This is a genomic window from Shewanella sp. Sh95 (genome assembly GCF_001308045.1).
In the GTDB taxonomy this organism is placed as follows: Bacteria; Pseudomonadota; Gammaproteobacteria; order Enterobacterales; family Shewanellaceae; genus Shewanella; species Shewanella xiamenensis.
This window is the reverse complement of the sequence record NZ_LGYY01000274.1, coordinates 42,708-58,600: the sequence shown is the minus strand read 5'-3', so window position 1 is coordinate 58,600 and position 15,893 is coordinate 42,708. Positions and strand designations below refer to the sequence as shown.

At 47.1% G+C, this 15,893-nt stretch carries 15 protein-coding genes; 14 read left to right on the top strand and 1 reads right to left on the bottom strand.

Going from position 1 to position 15,893, the window contains the following annotated elements; genetic code table 11:
• The first annotated feature begins 9 nt into the window (after window positions 1–9).
• From AEA42_RS20280 to AEA42_RS20225, 12 genes are all read left to right on the top strand, one after another.
• Complete coding sequence (locus tag AEA42_RS20280) at window positions 10–450, top strand: rhodanese-like domain-containing protein (protein ID WP_037427342.1); 441 nt, start codon at window positions 10–12, stop codon at window positions 448–450.
• A gap of 93 nt (window positions 451–543) precedes the next feature.
• Window positions 544–1,323: an FKBP-type peptidyl-prolyl cis-trans isomerase gene (locus tag AEA42_RS20275; protein WP_037413888.1), complete on the top strand. Its 780-nt coding sequence runs from the start codon at window positions 544–546 to the stop codon at window positions 1,321–1,323.
• A gap of 77 nt (window positions 1,324–1,400) precedes the next feature.
• Window positions 1,401–2,075, top strand: a complete 675-nt coding sequence (locus AEA42_RS20270; protein ID WP_037413889.1) for a tetratricopeptide repeat protein — start codon at window positions 1,401–1,403, stop codon at window positions 2,073–2,075.
• Window positions 2,076–2,161: 86 nt separating this feature from the next.
• Window positions 2,162–2,869 carry a 4Fe-4S dicluster domain-containing protein gene (locus AEA42_RS20265; protein ID WP_037427340.1) on the top strand — a complete coding sequence of 236 codons (708 nt, stop codon included), beginning with the start codon at window positions 2,162–2,164 and terminating at the stop codon, window positions 2,867–2,869.
• A 2-nt stretch (window positions 2,870–2,871) separates the two neighbouring features.
• The gene (gene nrfD / locus AEA42_RS20260) at window positions 2,872–3,819 is read left to right on the top strand and encodes an NrfD/PsrC family molybdoenzyme membrane anchor subunit (protein ID WP_047537518.1); all 948 of its coding nucleotides are present in this window, start codon (window positions 2,872–2,874) and stop codon (window positions 3,817–3,819) included.
• A 117-nt stretch (window positions 3,820–3,936) separates the two neighbouring features.
• Window positions 3,937–4,428 carry a nitrous oxide reductase accessory protein NosL gene (locus AEA42_RS20255; protein ID WP_037413896.1) on the top strand — a complete coding sequence of 164 codons (492 nt, stop codon included), beginning with the start codon at window positions 3,937–3,939 and terminating at the stop codon, window positions 4,426–4,428.
• Between the two features lie 10 nt (window positions 4,429–4,438).
• The gene (gene nosD / locus AEA42_RS20250) at window positions 4,439–5,713 is read left to right on the top strand and encodes a nitrous oxide reductase family maturation protein NosD (RefSeq protein ID WP_055648684.1); all 1,275 of its coding nucleotides are present in this window, start codon (window positions 4,439–4,441) and stop codon (window positions 5,711–5,713) included.
• Window positions 5,710–6,756, top strand: a complete 1,047-nt coding sequence (locus AEA42_RS20245; RefSeq protein WP_055648683.1) for an ABC transporter ATP-binding protein — start codon at window positions 5,710–5,712, stop codon at window positions 6,754–6,756. Before nosD ends, AEA42_RS20245 begins: the two co-directional genes overlap by 4 nt.
• A complete protein-coding gene (locus tag AEA42_RS20240) occupies window positions 6,753–7,649 on the top strand; it encodes an ABC transporter permease (protein WP_055648682.1) in 897 nt (298 codons plus the stop codon). The genes AEA42_RS20245 and AEA42_RS20240 overlap by 4 nt, the downstream gene beginning before the upstream one ends.
• 214 nt (window positions 7,650–7,863) lie before the next feature.
• Window positions 7,864–9,147 (top strand): helix-turn-helix domain-containing protein, encoded by a 1,284-nt coding sequence (locus AEA42_RS20235; protein WP_055648681.1) that lies wholly within the window; start codon window positions 7,864–7,866, stop codon window positions 9,145–9,147.
• 220 nt (window positions 9,148–9,367) lie between these two features.
• The gene (locus tag AEA42_RS20230) at window positions 9,368–11,500 is read left to right on the top strand and encodes a M13 family metallopeptidase (RefSeq protein WP_055648680.1); all 2,133 of its coding nucleotides are present in this window, start codon (window positions 9,368–9,370) and stop codon (window positions 11,498–11,500) included.
• Window positions 11,501–11,645: 145 nt separating this feature from the next.
• Window positions 11,646–12,275, top strand: a complete 630-nt coding sequence (locus tag AEA42_RS20225; protein WP_055648679.1) for a flavin reductase family protein — start codon at window positions 11,646–11,648, stop codon at window positions 12,273–12,275.
• A gap of 461 nt (window positions 12,276–12,736) precedes the next feature.
• Here the strand turns inward: AEA42_RS20225 and AEA42_RS20220 are convergent, their stop codons facing one another.
• Window positions 12,737–14,491, bottom strand: coding sequence for a P-loop NTPase fold protein (locus AEA42_RS20220; protein WP_055648678.1), 1,755 nt, complete (start codon window positions 14,489–14,491; stop codon window positions 12,737–12,739).
• Window positions 14,492–15,094: 603 nt separating this feature from the next.
• Here AEA42_RS20220 and AEA42_RS22765 point away from each other — a divergent pair.
• Together AEA42_RS22765 and AEA42_RS20215 are read left to right on the top strand one after the other, a co-directional pair.
• Complete coding sequence (locus tag AEA42_RS22765; protein WP_197278469.1) at window positions 15,095–15,256, top strand: hypothetical protein; 162 nt, start codon at window positions 15,095–15,097, stop codon at window positions 15,254–15,256.
• Between the two features lie 20 nt (window positions 15,257–15,276).
• Window positions 15,277–15,756 carry a DUF3313 family protein gene (locus AEA42_RS20215; RefSeq protein WP_231640424.1) on the top strand — a complete coding sequence of 160 codons (480 nt, stop codon included), beginning with the start codon at window positions 15,277–15,279 and terminating at the stop codon, window positions 15,754–15,756.
• Window positions 15,757–15,893: the final 137 nt, after the last annotated feature.

Here is a 15,893-nt window from a genome sequence, read left to right as displayed (position 1 = left end):
GGCCAAATAATGAATAACGTGATCCGACAAAGCCTGATAGGCGGCTTAATGGCACTGAGCTTGGGTGGCATCAGCCTTCCAGCCATTGCAGGGGGCGGTTCTGATATTTCTGAAGCACCCTATAACGAAATTCAGTTGAATCCTATTTCCATGCGGGAAGCAGAGACCTTAGTCGGTAAGCAAGGGGTTTATTTTTTCGACGTAAACACGCTGGAAATCTGGGCGGAAGGTTTTATCCCCGGGGCGGTTTTTTTCAATGTTCAAAATTGGAGAGAGTTACTTCCAAAGAATAAAGATGCGGTGATGGTGTTTTATTGCGCTAACCGCCTTTGTACCGCCAGCAACATGGCTGCACGGGAAACCATGAAGCTAGGTTACACCGGTGTACGCCATATGGCCGATGGCATTTTCGGTTGGCGCATGTCTGGAAGAACAACAGAAAAACCCTAGTAATCAAATAAATATATTAATCGGTTATGGGCAATGTCCATACGTTTTCGGCTAACGCACCAAGCCCCAGGGCTAAATTGTAGAGAACATAAAATGAAAACATCTATGCCAACGTCTTTTATCCCAAAAACCATCACAGTGGCGACCTGCGCTGCACTGTTTGTGTCTATGGCGAGCTTTGCCGCCCCAAGCCTTAAAACCGATGCAGATAAAGCGTCTTACAGTATCGGTGCCTCTGTCGGTAACTACATTTCTGGCCAGGTTTATAACCAAGTGGAACTGGGCGCAGAAGTGAATGTGGACTTAGTGGTTCAAGGTTTTGTGGACGCGCTGAAAAAACAACAGCAATTAACCGATGAAGAAGTGGTGACGTATCTCAATCAACGCGCCGAAGAATTAAATCAAGTGAGAAAAGCCAACGCTGAAAAATTAGCTGCTGAAAATACCAAGGCGGGTGAAGCCTTTCTTGCTGAAAACAAAAAGAAAGCTGGCGTGATTGTGACCGAATCCGGCCTGCAATATGAAGTGTTAACCCAAGGAACTGGTAACAAACCTAATCCTGAGGATGTGGTCACCGTTGAATACGTTGGCAAGCTTATCGATGGTACTGAATTTGAAAATACCGTTGGCCGCAAAGACCCTACGCGTTTTGCCTTAATGACGGTAATCCCTGGTTGGGAAGAAGGCTTAAAACTGATGCCAATGGGCTCTAAATACCGCTTTGTTATCCCAGCAAACTTAGCCTATGGCAATGAATTTGTGGGTGAAATTCCACCGCAATCTACCTTGATCTTTGAAATTGAACTGAAAAATATCGAAAAGCCAAGTGAGAAAAAAGAAGCCCGCATGATGGGCATGATGCCTGCTCACTAAGAGCAAACATCGGGGACTGAGCGTTCAGTTTTGTACGCTCAGTCATGAGCTTGGGGCGGCAAGCAAAGAGGTTAGGTATGGCAAGTTTAGGGTTCACCATCGCACTCCTATTAAGCGGATTTGTTGCTTGGATATTTTGGCAACACGCACGCTTAAATCAACAGCAAACCGTTGCGGGGCTGCCTTTAGTCTCCCCTGGGTTGCCAGTGCTGTGCAGTGGTGTATTGCTTGCTATGACGCTCGCTATCTACAGCCAAACGGGGCGTTATCAGGATTGGGATAAGGGCATAGTCAATGAACATATTGACTACTTAGTGGCAGCCGACATTACCAAAGCCGTTCGCCTGGTGGACGATCAACCACAAAACCCGCTGGCATTGATGTCACTTGCCCAGGCCTATAGCGCGGGTGGTTTATATAGCGATGCGGTGCAGACCTTGGACAAGTTGCTTGCGTTGGTGGGAGAAGATGCCGAGGTGCTAGGCGCTAAAGCGAATGCACTCTATTACCGCGATGGTCGCCAAATGACGCCGCAAACCCAAGCGCTGATTGCACAGATCTTGGCGTTTGCGCCCTTTGAGCCGCAGACCCGCATGTTACAGGCCACCGATGCGTATCTTCATGGGCGTTACCAAGAGGCGATAGACCATTGGCAGGCACTACTGTCACAGCCAACGGCAGAGATTAATCGTGAGGCCATTTTAAACGCCATTGGCAAGGCCCAAAGCAAATTGAATGAAAGTGGATATTAATCAAGTCGCTAGCCATTTTCAGGCATGTAGGAACGATAACGATATAAATAAAAACGTCGGTATAAAACCGATAGATGGAGGATGTTGTGAGTGAAAATATAGAGAGACGGAGGTTCCTTAAAAGCGCTGGCATGTGCTCTTTGATGTTAACACCTTTAGCGGGTTGTTCGGTCAAAGAAGATGCTGACAGCGCCCATAAGTCCCATTACGTCATGGTGTTTGACCAAAATAAATGTGTCGGTTGTGGTGATTGTAAAACCGCCTGTAACCAAGCAAACAACTTACCCGCGGGTGTTTCTCGGGTGATCCTTGAGCAGCAAAGTGGTCGTGTTGAAGGCCAAGCCTGCCCTCATTGCGGCAAGATGAGTTGTGACTGTGAGCGTAAGTTTGTGCGGGTTTCCTGCCAGCAGTGTAAAAACGCCCCCTGTGTCACGGTTTGTCCAACGGGCGCGGCGCACCGCGATGCGAAAACCGGCATAGTGACTATGGATGCAAGCAAATGCGCGGGTTGTAAGTACTGTATTGGTGCTTGCCCTTACAACGCTCGTTACATCAACAAAGAGACGGATGTGGCGGATAACTGTGACTTCTGTTTGCATAGCAAGCTGTCTAAGGGCGAGCTACCCGCCTGCGTACAGAGCTGTAAGTACGACGCGCTGATCTTTGGTGATGCCAATGATCCTCAGTCCTATGTGAGTAAGTTATTGGCGGTAAAAGACTCAGTGCGGATTAAGCCGCAGTTTGGTACTGAGCCGAGCTTACGTTACATACCAATCGTCAAACTGGGAGTGTAAATATGGATACCAGTATGGAATTTACCCTCGGCTTATCCCAAGGCGTTGCTTGGCCTTGGCCGATTGCAGTGTATTTATTTTTCGCGGGGATTTCGGGCGGGGCGTTAACCATTGCGCTGGCGCTGCGTTTTTACCTAGGCCAGGTTGAAAATACCGCCTTCTTAAAAGCCGCGACTTTACTGTCCTTTGTAACCATTAGCTTAGGGATGTTATGTCTGGTACTCGACTTGACTAACCCCTTATTCTTCTGGCGAATTTTGGTGTTTTATAACTTAAATTCTGTGATGTCGATTGGTGTTATTGCGCTGTCGGTATATATCCCGTTAGTGGCAGTGGTGGCACTTTTAGCCCTCGAAAAAGAGCTGATGGCCATCCCACAATTGAAGTTTTTAGCGCCGATTATTGCCAAGTTAAAAGGCTTTAGACGCCCAATGGAAGCGCTCGCGTTAGTGCTGGCGTTATCAGTGTGTGCTTACACAGGCTTCTTGATTTCTGCGCTGATCCGCTTCCCGCTGATCAACACCTCGGTACTCCCTGCGCTGTTTATTGCCTCGGGTCTATCCGCGGGTGGCGCTTCAGCCAAAATGCTGGCGGTGTGGTTATTTAAAGAGCCCCTGCACAGCGGCGAAATGAAGATTCTACACGGCGCTGAGTGGCCCATTATGTTCGCCGAAGCCATGTTTATTTTCATGATCGCCACAGCGCTATTAACCGGTAATGCCGGTGGTCAATTTGCTTTTGCTGCCTTCCATGAAGGTGTGTGGGCAAGCGTATTCTGGATTGGTGTTGTGGGTATCGGCTTTGCCGCGCCACTGCTACTGAACTTTGCGACGGGTAAACATTTTAGCCATTCGGCCAAAGCGTTTTACATGTCGGGAATGTGTGCGGTAGTGGGGATGATGTGTCTACGACTCTTTATCCTGTTAGCGGGCCAAAACTACGCGATTTAACGATGTACTAAGGCCTCGGCCTTTGATGAACCATTTTTTTATCAACCCTCGTCGCAAGAGGTCTGTCCCTGCAAGGTGCCTTGGCGAGGCGTTGATATTTTTCAAAGGATTAACAGTATGAAAAAGTTCTTTGGGTTGTTACTACTCGCTCCTTTGTTATTAGGCTGCAATAAGAGCGAAGCGACCGATCACCAACACAAAGCCGAGATGATCCACGAGCATGATCGTTGCCACCTATGCGGTATGGTGATCACTAAATACCCTGGACCAAAGGGACAAGTACACCTTAAGGCCGAGAAGATGGTGCCTAAGTTTTGCTCTAGCCGCGATATGTTTAACTTTGCCTTACAGCCTGAAAATAAAAGACAAATTGCTTACATGATGGTGCATGACGCCGCGACAACCGATTGGGAACAGCCTGATGATGGCGCCTTTATCGATGCCGCCAGCGCATTTTATGTTTACGGCACCAGTAAAAAAGCCGTGATGGGGCCAGCAGTCGCACCTTTTAGCACTAAAGCCGCCGCCGAAGCCTTTGCAAAGGAATACGGTGGACGCGTATTAACCTTTGAAGATATCACTCTCGAATTACTCGCTGGCGATAAGTAGGCGATTGATCATGCTGCGTTTATTGCTCCTCTGTTGGCTCTGCACCTTATCCTTTATCGGTGTGACGCAGGAGTTAAGGGTTAAAGATTCCGCCTCTTTAACCCAAGCATTGGCGCAGGCGCAGGACGGTGACACACTCGTACTTGATACCGCAGTGTATGAAGGTAATTTCAGTGTCACCCGCTCCATTCATATTAAGGCCGAAGCGGGCGCGACCCTCGATGCCCTACGCCAAGGCAGCGCCCTCACCATTACTGCACCCAAAGTGATTGTCGAAGGACTCAATATTCGCCATTGGGGGCGGGATCTTTATTACCATGATGCAGGCATTTTATTGCAGCCAGGGGCAGACGAGGTGCTTATCAAGGGCAATCGGCTGGTGGGGGATGGCTTTGGGATTTATGGCGAGCAACTTGCTGCGCCCCGCATTCTTGAAAATAGCATCAGTGGCAATGGCGCTATCTATGTATTAGACCGAGGCGATGGGATTTTCCTTAAGCATGTGACCGCGCCCGATGTGCAACAAAATCATGTTATCTTTGTCCGCGATGGGGTATATCTCGAGTCGGTGACGGACAGCAAAATTCACCATAATCAATTCGCTAAGCTTCAATACGGCATCCACTACATGTATACCCGAGGTGATGAAGCCTCAAACAATCAAGCGATTAGCGTCGACGGCGGCTACGCATTGATGAATTCACAACAAATCTACCTGCACCATAATCGCGTCAGCCAAGCGCGGGACTTTGGCATTCTGCTCAATATCACCAACGACTCTCATATTCAGGCGAATATCGCCACAGACGTCAAGCATCCCCAAGGTTCGGTAGAGCTCGGTAACGAAGGCAAGGGCATTTTTATCTACGCCGCGCAGAATAATCGCATTCAACATAATGAATTTAGTCACAGTGATACTGGGATCAGCATGGCGATGGGCGGTGAAGCAAACCGCCTATGGCATAATCGTATTTTAGCCAATCAGACCCAAGTTAAGTATGTCGGTGAAGCTCAGCTGGAGTGGAGTTATCAGGGGCAGGGCAATTACTGGTCTGAATACCGCGGCTGGGATGCTAATGGCGACGGAGTGGGGGATGTTACCCACAGACCTAACGACAATTTAGACAAGCTATTTTGGCTCTATCCCGAGGCGAAACTACTGATGGAAAGCCCGGTGGTATTGCTGCTGCGTTGGGTAGAGCGGCAGTTTCAGCCAACGAGTGTCAGCGGTGTGAGTGATAGTTTCCCCTTAATGCGACTGACCACAGAGGGAGATGGAATATGAGCCATTTTACCAACAACGCCATCAATCCACAGGCGCTGACATTAATGACAAAGCAAACTGCCGCCCAAGGGCAAGTGGCTGTTAAGGCCGTTGGATTGAGCAAGCGGTATGCCGAATTTGAAGCGGTAAAAGATCTTAATTTTGAGGTGTTTACAGGCCAAACCTTAGCGCTGCTAGGCCATAATGGTGCCGGTAAATCTACGCTGATCAAAATGATTTTAGGCTTGGTATCCCCAAGCGCGGGCCAGTTATTTGTGCAGGGGCAAGAGGTACAAGCCAAGCGGGTCAATGCGAGTTTATCTTTAGGGTATTTGCCTGAAAATGTAAGCTTTTATGACAATATGACGGCGCATGAACTCTTAAGCTACTTTGCCAAGCTTAAGGGCGTTGCACCTGTGCGAGTCAACCTTTTACTGGAAGAGTTTGGCCTGATGGCGGCTAAGGATAAACGGCTGCGCACCTTTTCCAAGGGGATGCGCCAACGTTTAGGCTTAGCGCAGGCGGTGCTTGCTGATCCAAAAGTGCTGTTGTTGGACGAACCGACAGTCGGGCTCGACCCGCTGGCATCGGCCTTTTTGTATCAAAAAATGGCGCAACTTAAGGCCCAAGGCTGCGCGATTATTATCAGTACCCACGAGTTAGGTTTAGTGCAAGATCAAATGGATAGCGCGCTGATTTTAGGCCAAGGCCAGATGCTTGCCTCAGGGAATTTGCTCAGTCTTAGGGCTGCAACCTCGCTACCCAGCCTGATTGAATTGCATCACTTTACGCCGCTGCAATATCAGCAGTTGCTAAGCCAAGCGTTGTTCGCCTCACTGTTAGAACCCTCAGCCTCAGACCGAGTGTGCTTAAGGGTGCCTGATGCGCTAAAAGCCAAGGTGATACAGCAATTACACTCCCTGAAGATCCATGAGTTTTCTATTGTGCCGCCGAGTTTACAGGATATTTTCCATTGTTATATGGCGAATCTTCAGCCCCAGAGCGCGTCCAGTTGCAACACCTTTGCTGGTACAGAAAACCTTAATTCGGAGTTAGTGGCATGAGCCAAATCTGTCAGTTAGATCAGCAGCAAGGCTTGTCGAGTTTTCGTCCTCCTATGGCGCTGACATTGATTCAAGCCGTTGCGGTAAAAGAATTTAAAGACAATCTGCGTAACCGTTGGTTATGGCTTATGGCGGGTATGTTATTGATTCTTTCGCTGTGTGTGAGTTTTATGGGCAGCGCAGTATCGGGCAGTTTAGTGGTATTTGAGAGCGCGCAAATTTTTTCTGGTTTAGTCACGCTCGCGGTGTTTATTTTACCTTTGGGTGCCATTTTACTTAGCTACGATAGCTTTGTTGGTGAGCGGGAATCGGGCACCTTGCTGTTGTTGCTGACTTACCCCTTAGCCCGTTGGCATTTGGTTTGTGGCAAATTACTCGGCCACGCCTATGTGATGGCCACTGCCTGTTTATTGGGATTTGGCTTAACGGCCTTGTTGCTGCTTGTCCTTGGAGCCGAACACGCACGGCTGGCCTTAGTGATTGGCTTTATTCATCTGATGGGTAGCGGAATTTTATTGTCCTTAGTGTTTGTACTCTTAGGTTACTGCGTGAGCCTATGTGTGCGCGAAAAAGCCAAAGCCTTAGGTGTATTACTGCTGCTCTGGTTTGTGTTGGTGTTGGTCTACGATTTGGTACTATTAACAGCCCTCGTCAGTATGGCTGAAGTACTCAATCGTCAACTATTTAACCTATTGATTTTAATCAATCCTACCGATCTTTTCCGGGCTTTAAACTTACTCGCAAACCCTGCCGATACCTTATCGGCAAAGAGTACTCTCGCCCTAATTTCCCAAACGGGTATGGGCTTGCCCTTAATGTATGGTGTATTTGTGTGCTGGTTTACTGTTTTGCTACTGGTTTGTTGCGTTATTTTTAATCGCCAAGAAGTTTAGATACCCCTGCATTAGTTTAAATTTACGCTTAAAAAACAATAGGTAAACTGAGTGTAGAGTCACAGTATTTTATGTTGTTAAAAGGTAAAATAAGCCATCTTGATTTGGTAGCCACAAGTCACGGTTGCTCTCGGGTGAAACTGAGTTTCACTGTGTTTGCCCGTTGTTAGCGCAATCATAGTCTATTGTTTTGGCTTAGTTTTGGGCGCTTAACATGCATAAAATTACTTCATACCTCATGCTAGATGAACAGGCCAAGCTGCTGGTTGACCATGTTCATGGAACCGAGATCGGCCTGACTTTTTCAGAGGCCTCCGTACTCGTGTTGCTGCTGTCATCGCCGAATGCCATTTTTACCAAGGAAGAATTGCTACAAGTAGGCTGGCCAGATCGCGTGGTCGCACCAACCTCTTTGACCCAATGCATCAGCACATTACGTAAAAAATTAGAGCCTTATACCGAGGTACAGCTCAAAACTGTGGCGCGCCGCGGTTATCAATTGCATGTCTCAGAACAGTCCCATGTAAAAATGTTGGCGATTAACGATGCTGATGCTATCCGCGATGCGATTGTGGGTGTCTCTGCTTGGACTAAGGTTGCTGGTATCGTCATGCTGGGGATGATCCTCACCTTGATCTGGTACTGGAGCGATCACCATGCTGTGGTGAAGCATGTCGCGAAATGGAATGCCGATAAATATATCAGCCTGAATATTGGTGGCACCTTAGGTACGGCGCAGGTGTTGTATATCGATGATGAAGAGCATTTACACCCCTCGTGGTGGCAAAAACATTTAGCCCCAGAAGGCAATCATATCGATGGCTTACCTTATTTCAGTGCCTTTGCGTCAACGGATGGTAAAAACTATTCGATGGCAATATGCCCTGCGTTAGATGCCAAGGATTGTACTGGCAAAGGCATCATCAATATCACTTCGATTGATGCTAAACCCGCTGGCCTGAGTATGGCGGAATTTATTCCACTTAGTAAAAAGATGGAAGAGCGGATCCGCTACAACCGCGTAGTCTTACCTGTTGATGATAAAGGGGTTGGGGAGCTACTGGAGCATAACTACCATGCGGATATTTATTTTCCGGTGGCTGGTGAGTTACTGGTTCGCACGGATCTCAGCATGTCGCTGGTGTACGAGGGGCAAAGCCGAGGCAAGTTTTACTCCACCTCATGCATTACCGATCAGGACTGTTTAACTACACCGATTAAGTACACCATTCGGGGCGATTTTGAGCAATATCAAACCCAGATAGGTGATCTCAATGTGGATGTTTTTCATGTCAAAGTATCACAAAAAGAGCTGACCAAACCCGATGAAGTGAGCCACTCGGCAATGCAGTTTTACCGCGCGATTCGTAAGCACGATATTCGCGATGAAGATCTGTTCTATTATCGGGTTTATCAAAATAAGGACACAGCCGTTTGGATCGTCCCGCAAATGGGACAACTGCTGGCGTGGACTCAGTACACCCAAGTCAAACTCTAACTTCGCATGTTATTAAAACAGCCGATAGTCATCGGCTGTTTTGTTTTGGGCTCGTCGCTCAAAAGCGTGTATTAAAGACTTTGCATTAACTTTCTATCATAAAGTGTGAGTTTCTTTTACATCCCACCATATCGCCAGTTACACTGCCAGACCATGCTAGCAAGCATCTAGATTAGCCAAAATACCAAAAATACAAGAATAACAACGGAAGGAGTCTCTTATGTCGGACCGCCTGATCCCCGCCTTATTACTGTCAACAACAGTACTGACGGGATTAACTGCCTGTGGTGATAACACCAAGGAAACCGCCGCTGCCGCCAGCGACAATGCTGCAAAAGTACAAACCAGCGCAGCGCCCGCCGCCAGCCAACCCGCCATGCCGATTGGCATTAACCTCGCGGCCATGTCGCCCAAGGTGAAACCCGGTGATGACTTTTATACCTACGCCAATGGCGAATGGATGAAAACCACTGAGATCCCCGCCGATCGCTCAAGCACGGGCGCCTTTTTAGTGGCTTTCCAAGAGACGGAAAAGCATAAGACCAGCCTGATCGCCGACTTAGTCAAGGCCGAACACGCCGCTGGCAGCGATGATGCGCGCATTGCCGATTTCTACAAGGCGTACACTAACACTGCGGCAATCGATGCGGCGGGCATGAAGCCAATGGAAGCCGATTTAGCCCGTTATCAAGCCATTGCGGATAAACAAGCCTTATCGGCGGCGCTTGGTGCTAACCTGCGCGCCGATGTGGACCCGCTCAATGCCACCGACTTTTTCACTGAAAACCTCTTCGGTATTTTCGTCACCCAAGGTCTGGCGACTCCGGGTGAAGTATTACCTTATTTTCTCCAAGGCGGTTTAGGCTTACCCGAGCGCGAATACTATCTGTCGGACGATCCTAAAATGGTCGAGATCCGCACCGCTTACCGCGCTTATATCGAAACCCTGTTAACCGATGCGGGTATTAGCGATGCTGCTAGCCGTGCAGATCGCATTTTTGCCCTCGAACACAAGATCGCTAGCGCCCACGCCAGCCGTGAAGACAGTGAAGATTTCACTAAGGCATCGGGTGTGTGGAGCCGTGCCGACTTCGACGCTAAAGCCCCAGGTATCGACTGGACTGCCTTTTTAGATGCCGCCCAGCTTGGCAAGCAAGACAGATTTGCCGCCTATCACGCCAGTGCTATTACCAATCTCTCGGCGCTGGTGGCCTCTGAGCCGCTGGATGCGTGGAAAGACTGGTTGGTGTTCCACCATATCAACAGCCACGCCGATGTATTGCCATCGGCTATCGATAACGCTTCCTTTGCCTTTAATGGCACTAAGCTGTCGGGCACGCCAGAGCAGCGCAGCCGTGATAAACGCGCCTTGAGCGCCTTGGATCAATACCTTGGAGATGCCGTGGGCCACGCCTACGCCGAGCATTATTTCCCGGCCTCGGCCAAGGCCGAAGTTAGCACTATGGTGGATAACATCGTCAGTGCCTTTGGTAAGCGGGTCGAAAAACTCGAGTGGATGGACCCTTCAACCAAGCAGGAAGCCTTAGCTAAGGTCGCGACCATCGCCGTTGGCGTGGGTTACCCTGATAAATGGCGCAATTACGATGCCTATGCGGTATCGCCAACCAATGCCTATGCCAATGCTATCAATGGTGAAAAGGTGGAATATGCCCATCAACTCGCCAAAATCGGCAAACCAATGGACAAGGGCGAGTGGTGGATGACGCCGCAAGTGGTTAACGCAGTTAACCTGCCGGTGCAGAATGCGCTTAACTTCCCTGCGGGGATTTTGCAGCCGCCATTCTTCGATGCTAAGGCCGATGCCGCCTATAACTATGGCGCGATTGGTGCTGTGATTGGCCATGAAATCAGCCATAGCTTCGATAATAATGGTGCGGCGTTCGACTCGACGGGCGCAATGCGTAACTGGTGGACACCAGCGGACTTTGCTCAGTTTGCCAAACAAGGTGAGGCACTGGCTAAGCAGTTTGATGCCTATGCGCCATTCCCAGATTTGCATGTAAACGGCAAGCTGACCTTAGGTGAAAACATTGCTGACGTGGCGGGCTTAGCGGCCGCACTCGATGCCTACCATGCCTCGCTTAACGGTAAACCTGCACCGGTTATCGATGGCTTTACCGGCGACCAACGCTTCTTTATCGGCTTCGCGCAAACTTGGGCAACCAAGATGCGTGACGAAGCTTTGCGTGCCCGCGTGGCGACCGATGGTCATGCCCCTGGCATGTACCGCGCGCTGACCGTGCGTAACTTAGACGCTTGGTACACAGCCTTTGATGTGAAGCCCGGCGATAAGCTGTACTTAGCCCCTGAGGATCGCGTCAAGATCTGGTAAGTTCATCGTCTTAAACAGCATCAACTAAGGGGAACATATTGTTCCCCTTATACTTTGCGCTATTCAGCTATTAGAATATTTAGCGGTTCGCTGAAGTCCTGTAAGATGATGCTTGAGTATTTACATTGTGATTAAGGGATGAGGCATGAGTGTAGAAAACCGCTATTTTTACGAGCCGAGTAAGGGACATGGGTTATCGCACGATCCCTTAAATGCCATTATAGCCCCCAGACCCATAGGTTGGATTTCTTCCCGCAATGCGCAGGGGCAACGCAATCTTGCGCCCTATAGTTTTTTTAATTGTTTCAACTACAAACCACCGATCATTGGCTTCGCTAGTACGGGCTGGAAGGACAGTGTTGCTAATATCGTCGAGACAGGGGAGTTTGTGTGGAACCTCACTACCCGCAGCCTCGCCGAGAAAATGAATCAAACCTCCGCCATGTTGCCCCGCGGTGAAGATGAGTTTGCCTTTGCCGGACTGACTCCTAAGGCTGGCACTATCGTTCAAGCCGAGCTGGTGGCCGAAAGCCCAGTAAACTTTGAGTGTAAGCTTTCTCAATGTATTCAATTAACAGCCGCCAATGGTGACAAGATTGATACTTGGCTAGTGCTAGGTGAAGTGGTTGCTGTGCATATCGCCAAGCATTTACTCGATAGTGAAGGGGTATACCAAACCGCCCTCGCCGAACCCGTGCTGCGCGCCGGCGGCCCATCGGCCTACTATGGGATTTCGGAAGAATTAAGGTTTGATTTGCATAGACCTCAGGTGTAAGGGTTGCTCTGGTGCCGCAGGGCTGGGTGTTTTTAAACTTCGTTTGAGTTTTTTAATTTGAGGTATTGGTTTAGCTTTATAGTTTTTAAATCAAAGTCAAAGTCGTGGGGCTTCACCCCACACCCGACCAAGAGGGGATCAACAGCAATTCCCTCTTGGATCTCCCTTGCCGCCCCTAGCGAAGTTACATGCATTGGTTAGTGGCTTCGTGCTTATTCGAAAATCGCTAACGCTTCCGATGGGTCCGCTTTACATCCCTGTAAAGCACTCCAGTTCGGCAGTCCCTGCCTCTCGCTCATAAGCTCGAAAATCACTGATTTTCATTCGCCCCTTCCCCGAAAGCTACGCAGACTTCCTGTCTGCGTTACGCGATTTTCTTCAACGCCCTTCAGCAACTTCGCAGGGGAGGTGAACTTCTGTAGACTCGGTGTATTGTTCATTCCCAAAGAGTTATGCAAATCCTATTTTTTTTCTGTTAGATCCTCTTGCCCCATCCAATCCAGAGGGGATGCCAACTCGACAAAGTCTTTATATTCATCCATACCGATATCTTCGAACTGATTTCTAATATAGAGAAAATTAGCCCACAAAAGAGCAGAGGCTTGGAATGGGTTAATACCTTTAGAGTTAAATTGATGATGTTCTTCGATAAGAGTCTTGCAAGTTTTCTCTAAATCTGTGTCCACTCTTTTCGGACGTTGGTGTGTGTCACTTAGAAACGCAAAGGTAGAACGTATTGTTTTGGAACCAAAGTGAGAAGAGAAAATTTCTTTCAGATATTTAAGTAACTCAAAACAATATGAGCCTGATGTGTAAGGTATGCCCATCGGGTTATAATATGGACCGTATGTAAACTGACGATCCGCATATTGCTGTGGGTCGAAGTTCATTTCAATAAGGCGGTTATGAGAACTTGTTGGTATGTAACTTTCTATCCACTCAGCTAAATAGATAGTTTTAGTACCATCACCTTTCTGGATAACTTTTTCAAACTTGCCATTTACGATTTCTTCAAAAAGTTTATTGTCCTTTTCTTTAATACAAAGCAAAGTCGTCAACATCAATATATCGAGCTTGGAACCTCTGGGCATGTTTGATATGGTCGCCAGTATTCTATCTGTGATTTGAATTGCTGTGCGCGGAGAGGCATTAAAGGCCTCAAGAACAATTGATATATTTTTAAGTGTTATTTTAGCATCACTATTAGGAGGGAATATTTCAATGTTGACTCTCTTTAAATAATCCTCTGAAAGCTTGTTGGCATCGCTGTGTACGTCTAAAAAATTTTCTAAATTAGGTGACTTGAGGCTATAACGACTATTGAAAAAGCGGCCTAGGTAAATTTTGGCGTCAAAACCCTCGCCGTATACCGCTTTAACGGCATGCTGAAGCTGCTCTGTGTCTGTTGCAACGACAAATACAACCCCATCAATATCAAAAATATGTTTAATGGTTTCTAGCATTTCAACAGCATAGCTAGGCCTACAACGGTCTAGTTCATCAATAAAAATGAAAGCGGGATAGCTATTTTGTTTATTGCCTACAACAGCTCCAACCCATTCAGATACACTTTTTTTAAGGCTATCAATCGCTTTGGATTTTGCATCATGTTCATCAATTAGATACTTAACCGCTTCTGAAGCGGCAAAGCTCATATCAATTGGGTTACTATTCGTATCTAATAGATCTTGGCCATTTTCCCCCTTGATGTGACCAATATTTTCATTATCGTCATCTGCATTCATAATTTCGACAGGATCTATGCCGACATATCGCTTAAATAATCCTCGACCAATACCAGGGGCCGCTGCCTTTAATAAGCCGATCAACTTACGAGGAGCTTTGAATACTGGAGAATCTTTATCTTTTCCTGCTTGCTTTCTTAATTGGTCAATAATGGATGAAATGACTGTCATCAAAGGGTCATCTGAGTAGTCCTTTTTCCATGCATCTACATATACGACAGGATAATGCTCTTTTAGGTCTTCGGACCAGCGTTTGAGAAAGTAGGTTTTGCCTGCACCCCACTCAGCATTGAGATTAAGCACATAATTCCGTTTTTTGTCACCATCAGTTCTCTGGTCATCATAACCTTGAGAGGCTAGCAGTTTAGTTAGAAAAGTAGCGTACTTTTCTCTTCCTAGCTTATCTTCTGGAAAGAATTCATCATCAATAATTTTTCCTTGAGTCCAATCCAAGATAACTTGCTTAACCATTTAATTATCCGAGTGTTATTATTTAATAAGTTCGGAGTTTATGACTATTTATAACAGGCCGCAAAATATATTTTTGGGTAGTTGATTGATACTCTTTGATATTAAATTTCGCGCATATATTAAAATGGTTTCGTTCAAAGAAAGATCGGACTGGCACAACTCTTTTGAGATTGAGGGCCAATGCCGAGATCACTGAAGTTCACCTTCCCCTCGGGATGCCGCAGGTACAGGTCCTGCTGTATTTAAAATAACCCTACTGCGAAAAAACGGTATATCTGCAATCTTCTTTAGTGAAATGTTGTATTGGGTGTTTTTTCATATGAAAGATGTTGTGTTAACGCTATGGCACATACCTAGTTTACAGATAAATGCTTGCGCGACTTTCTAATCGCTAAAATCTACGTTATTACTATTCTATCAGTAAGATAAAGTGCTGAACCCGTTTGATAAAGTGAGTTCTGTTGTCACTGTTTGAGTTGTCGATACGGGCTGCCTTGTCGTGTCCACTGTGGAAGGCTGTTGGTTGGAATACTACTTAGGAGAAGGCCCGCTTATCGCGGTGTTCATCCTAAAAACAAATTATTAATCAGTGCAGGAGCAAATATGAAAAAAGTGGTAATGATTGCCATGGCGACGGTCTTACTGGGGATGGGTGGATGCTCGGTAAAGGAAAGGGCGATGAGTGGGTTTCAAGTTGTGCCCTTTGATGCGTTCAAAACGAGTGAAACTAATCCAATCAGCGTATTTATAAGGAGCAGGGTGTAGATCTGCGCCAGTACAATCAAGTGTTGCTCGATCCATTACAATTTATTCGTCAAGAGAATGGCCAGTGGTATCTATTAACGGTTAATGAGCAGAATGAGATTGGCCGTTATTATCATACGAAGTTTAAAAATGAATTGACGAAAAATGGAGTCAAGATTGCGACTGAGTCTGGCCCTGGCGTGATTAGAGTTCAAGCGGCGGTGACAAATTTCGATTTAACTCGACCAGAGCTTAAATTACGCGATTTATTACCGGCGAAGATTGCCATTGATGTGACAAAAGAGGCAATAGGTATGGAGCCTTACTTGCTCAAGGTTGGCAGCATGTCGCAATTGCTTGACTCACAAAGCGGTAAGTTATTAGTACGAGTTTTAGATGCTCGCGAGAGTGAAGACACTACCCAAAAAGATACCCCAATTAGTGCAAGCGAGCTGGAAAAGATGATCGACCAGTGGGCTGCGAGTCGCGCTAAACAGTTAGCTGATAATTTAGGGAAATAAGCGTACAAGTCTATTCCTAGCCATCAGTGATACTTGTCGTTGTTGATCAATTAATATAAGCCCCAGTAAAAACTGGGGTTTATATTTTATCGATAGGATAATACTCGAGCCGTGACAACAAAAAAGCATGCATTGGA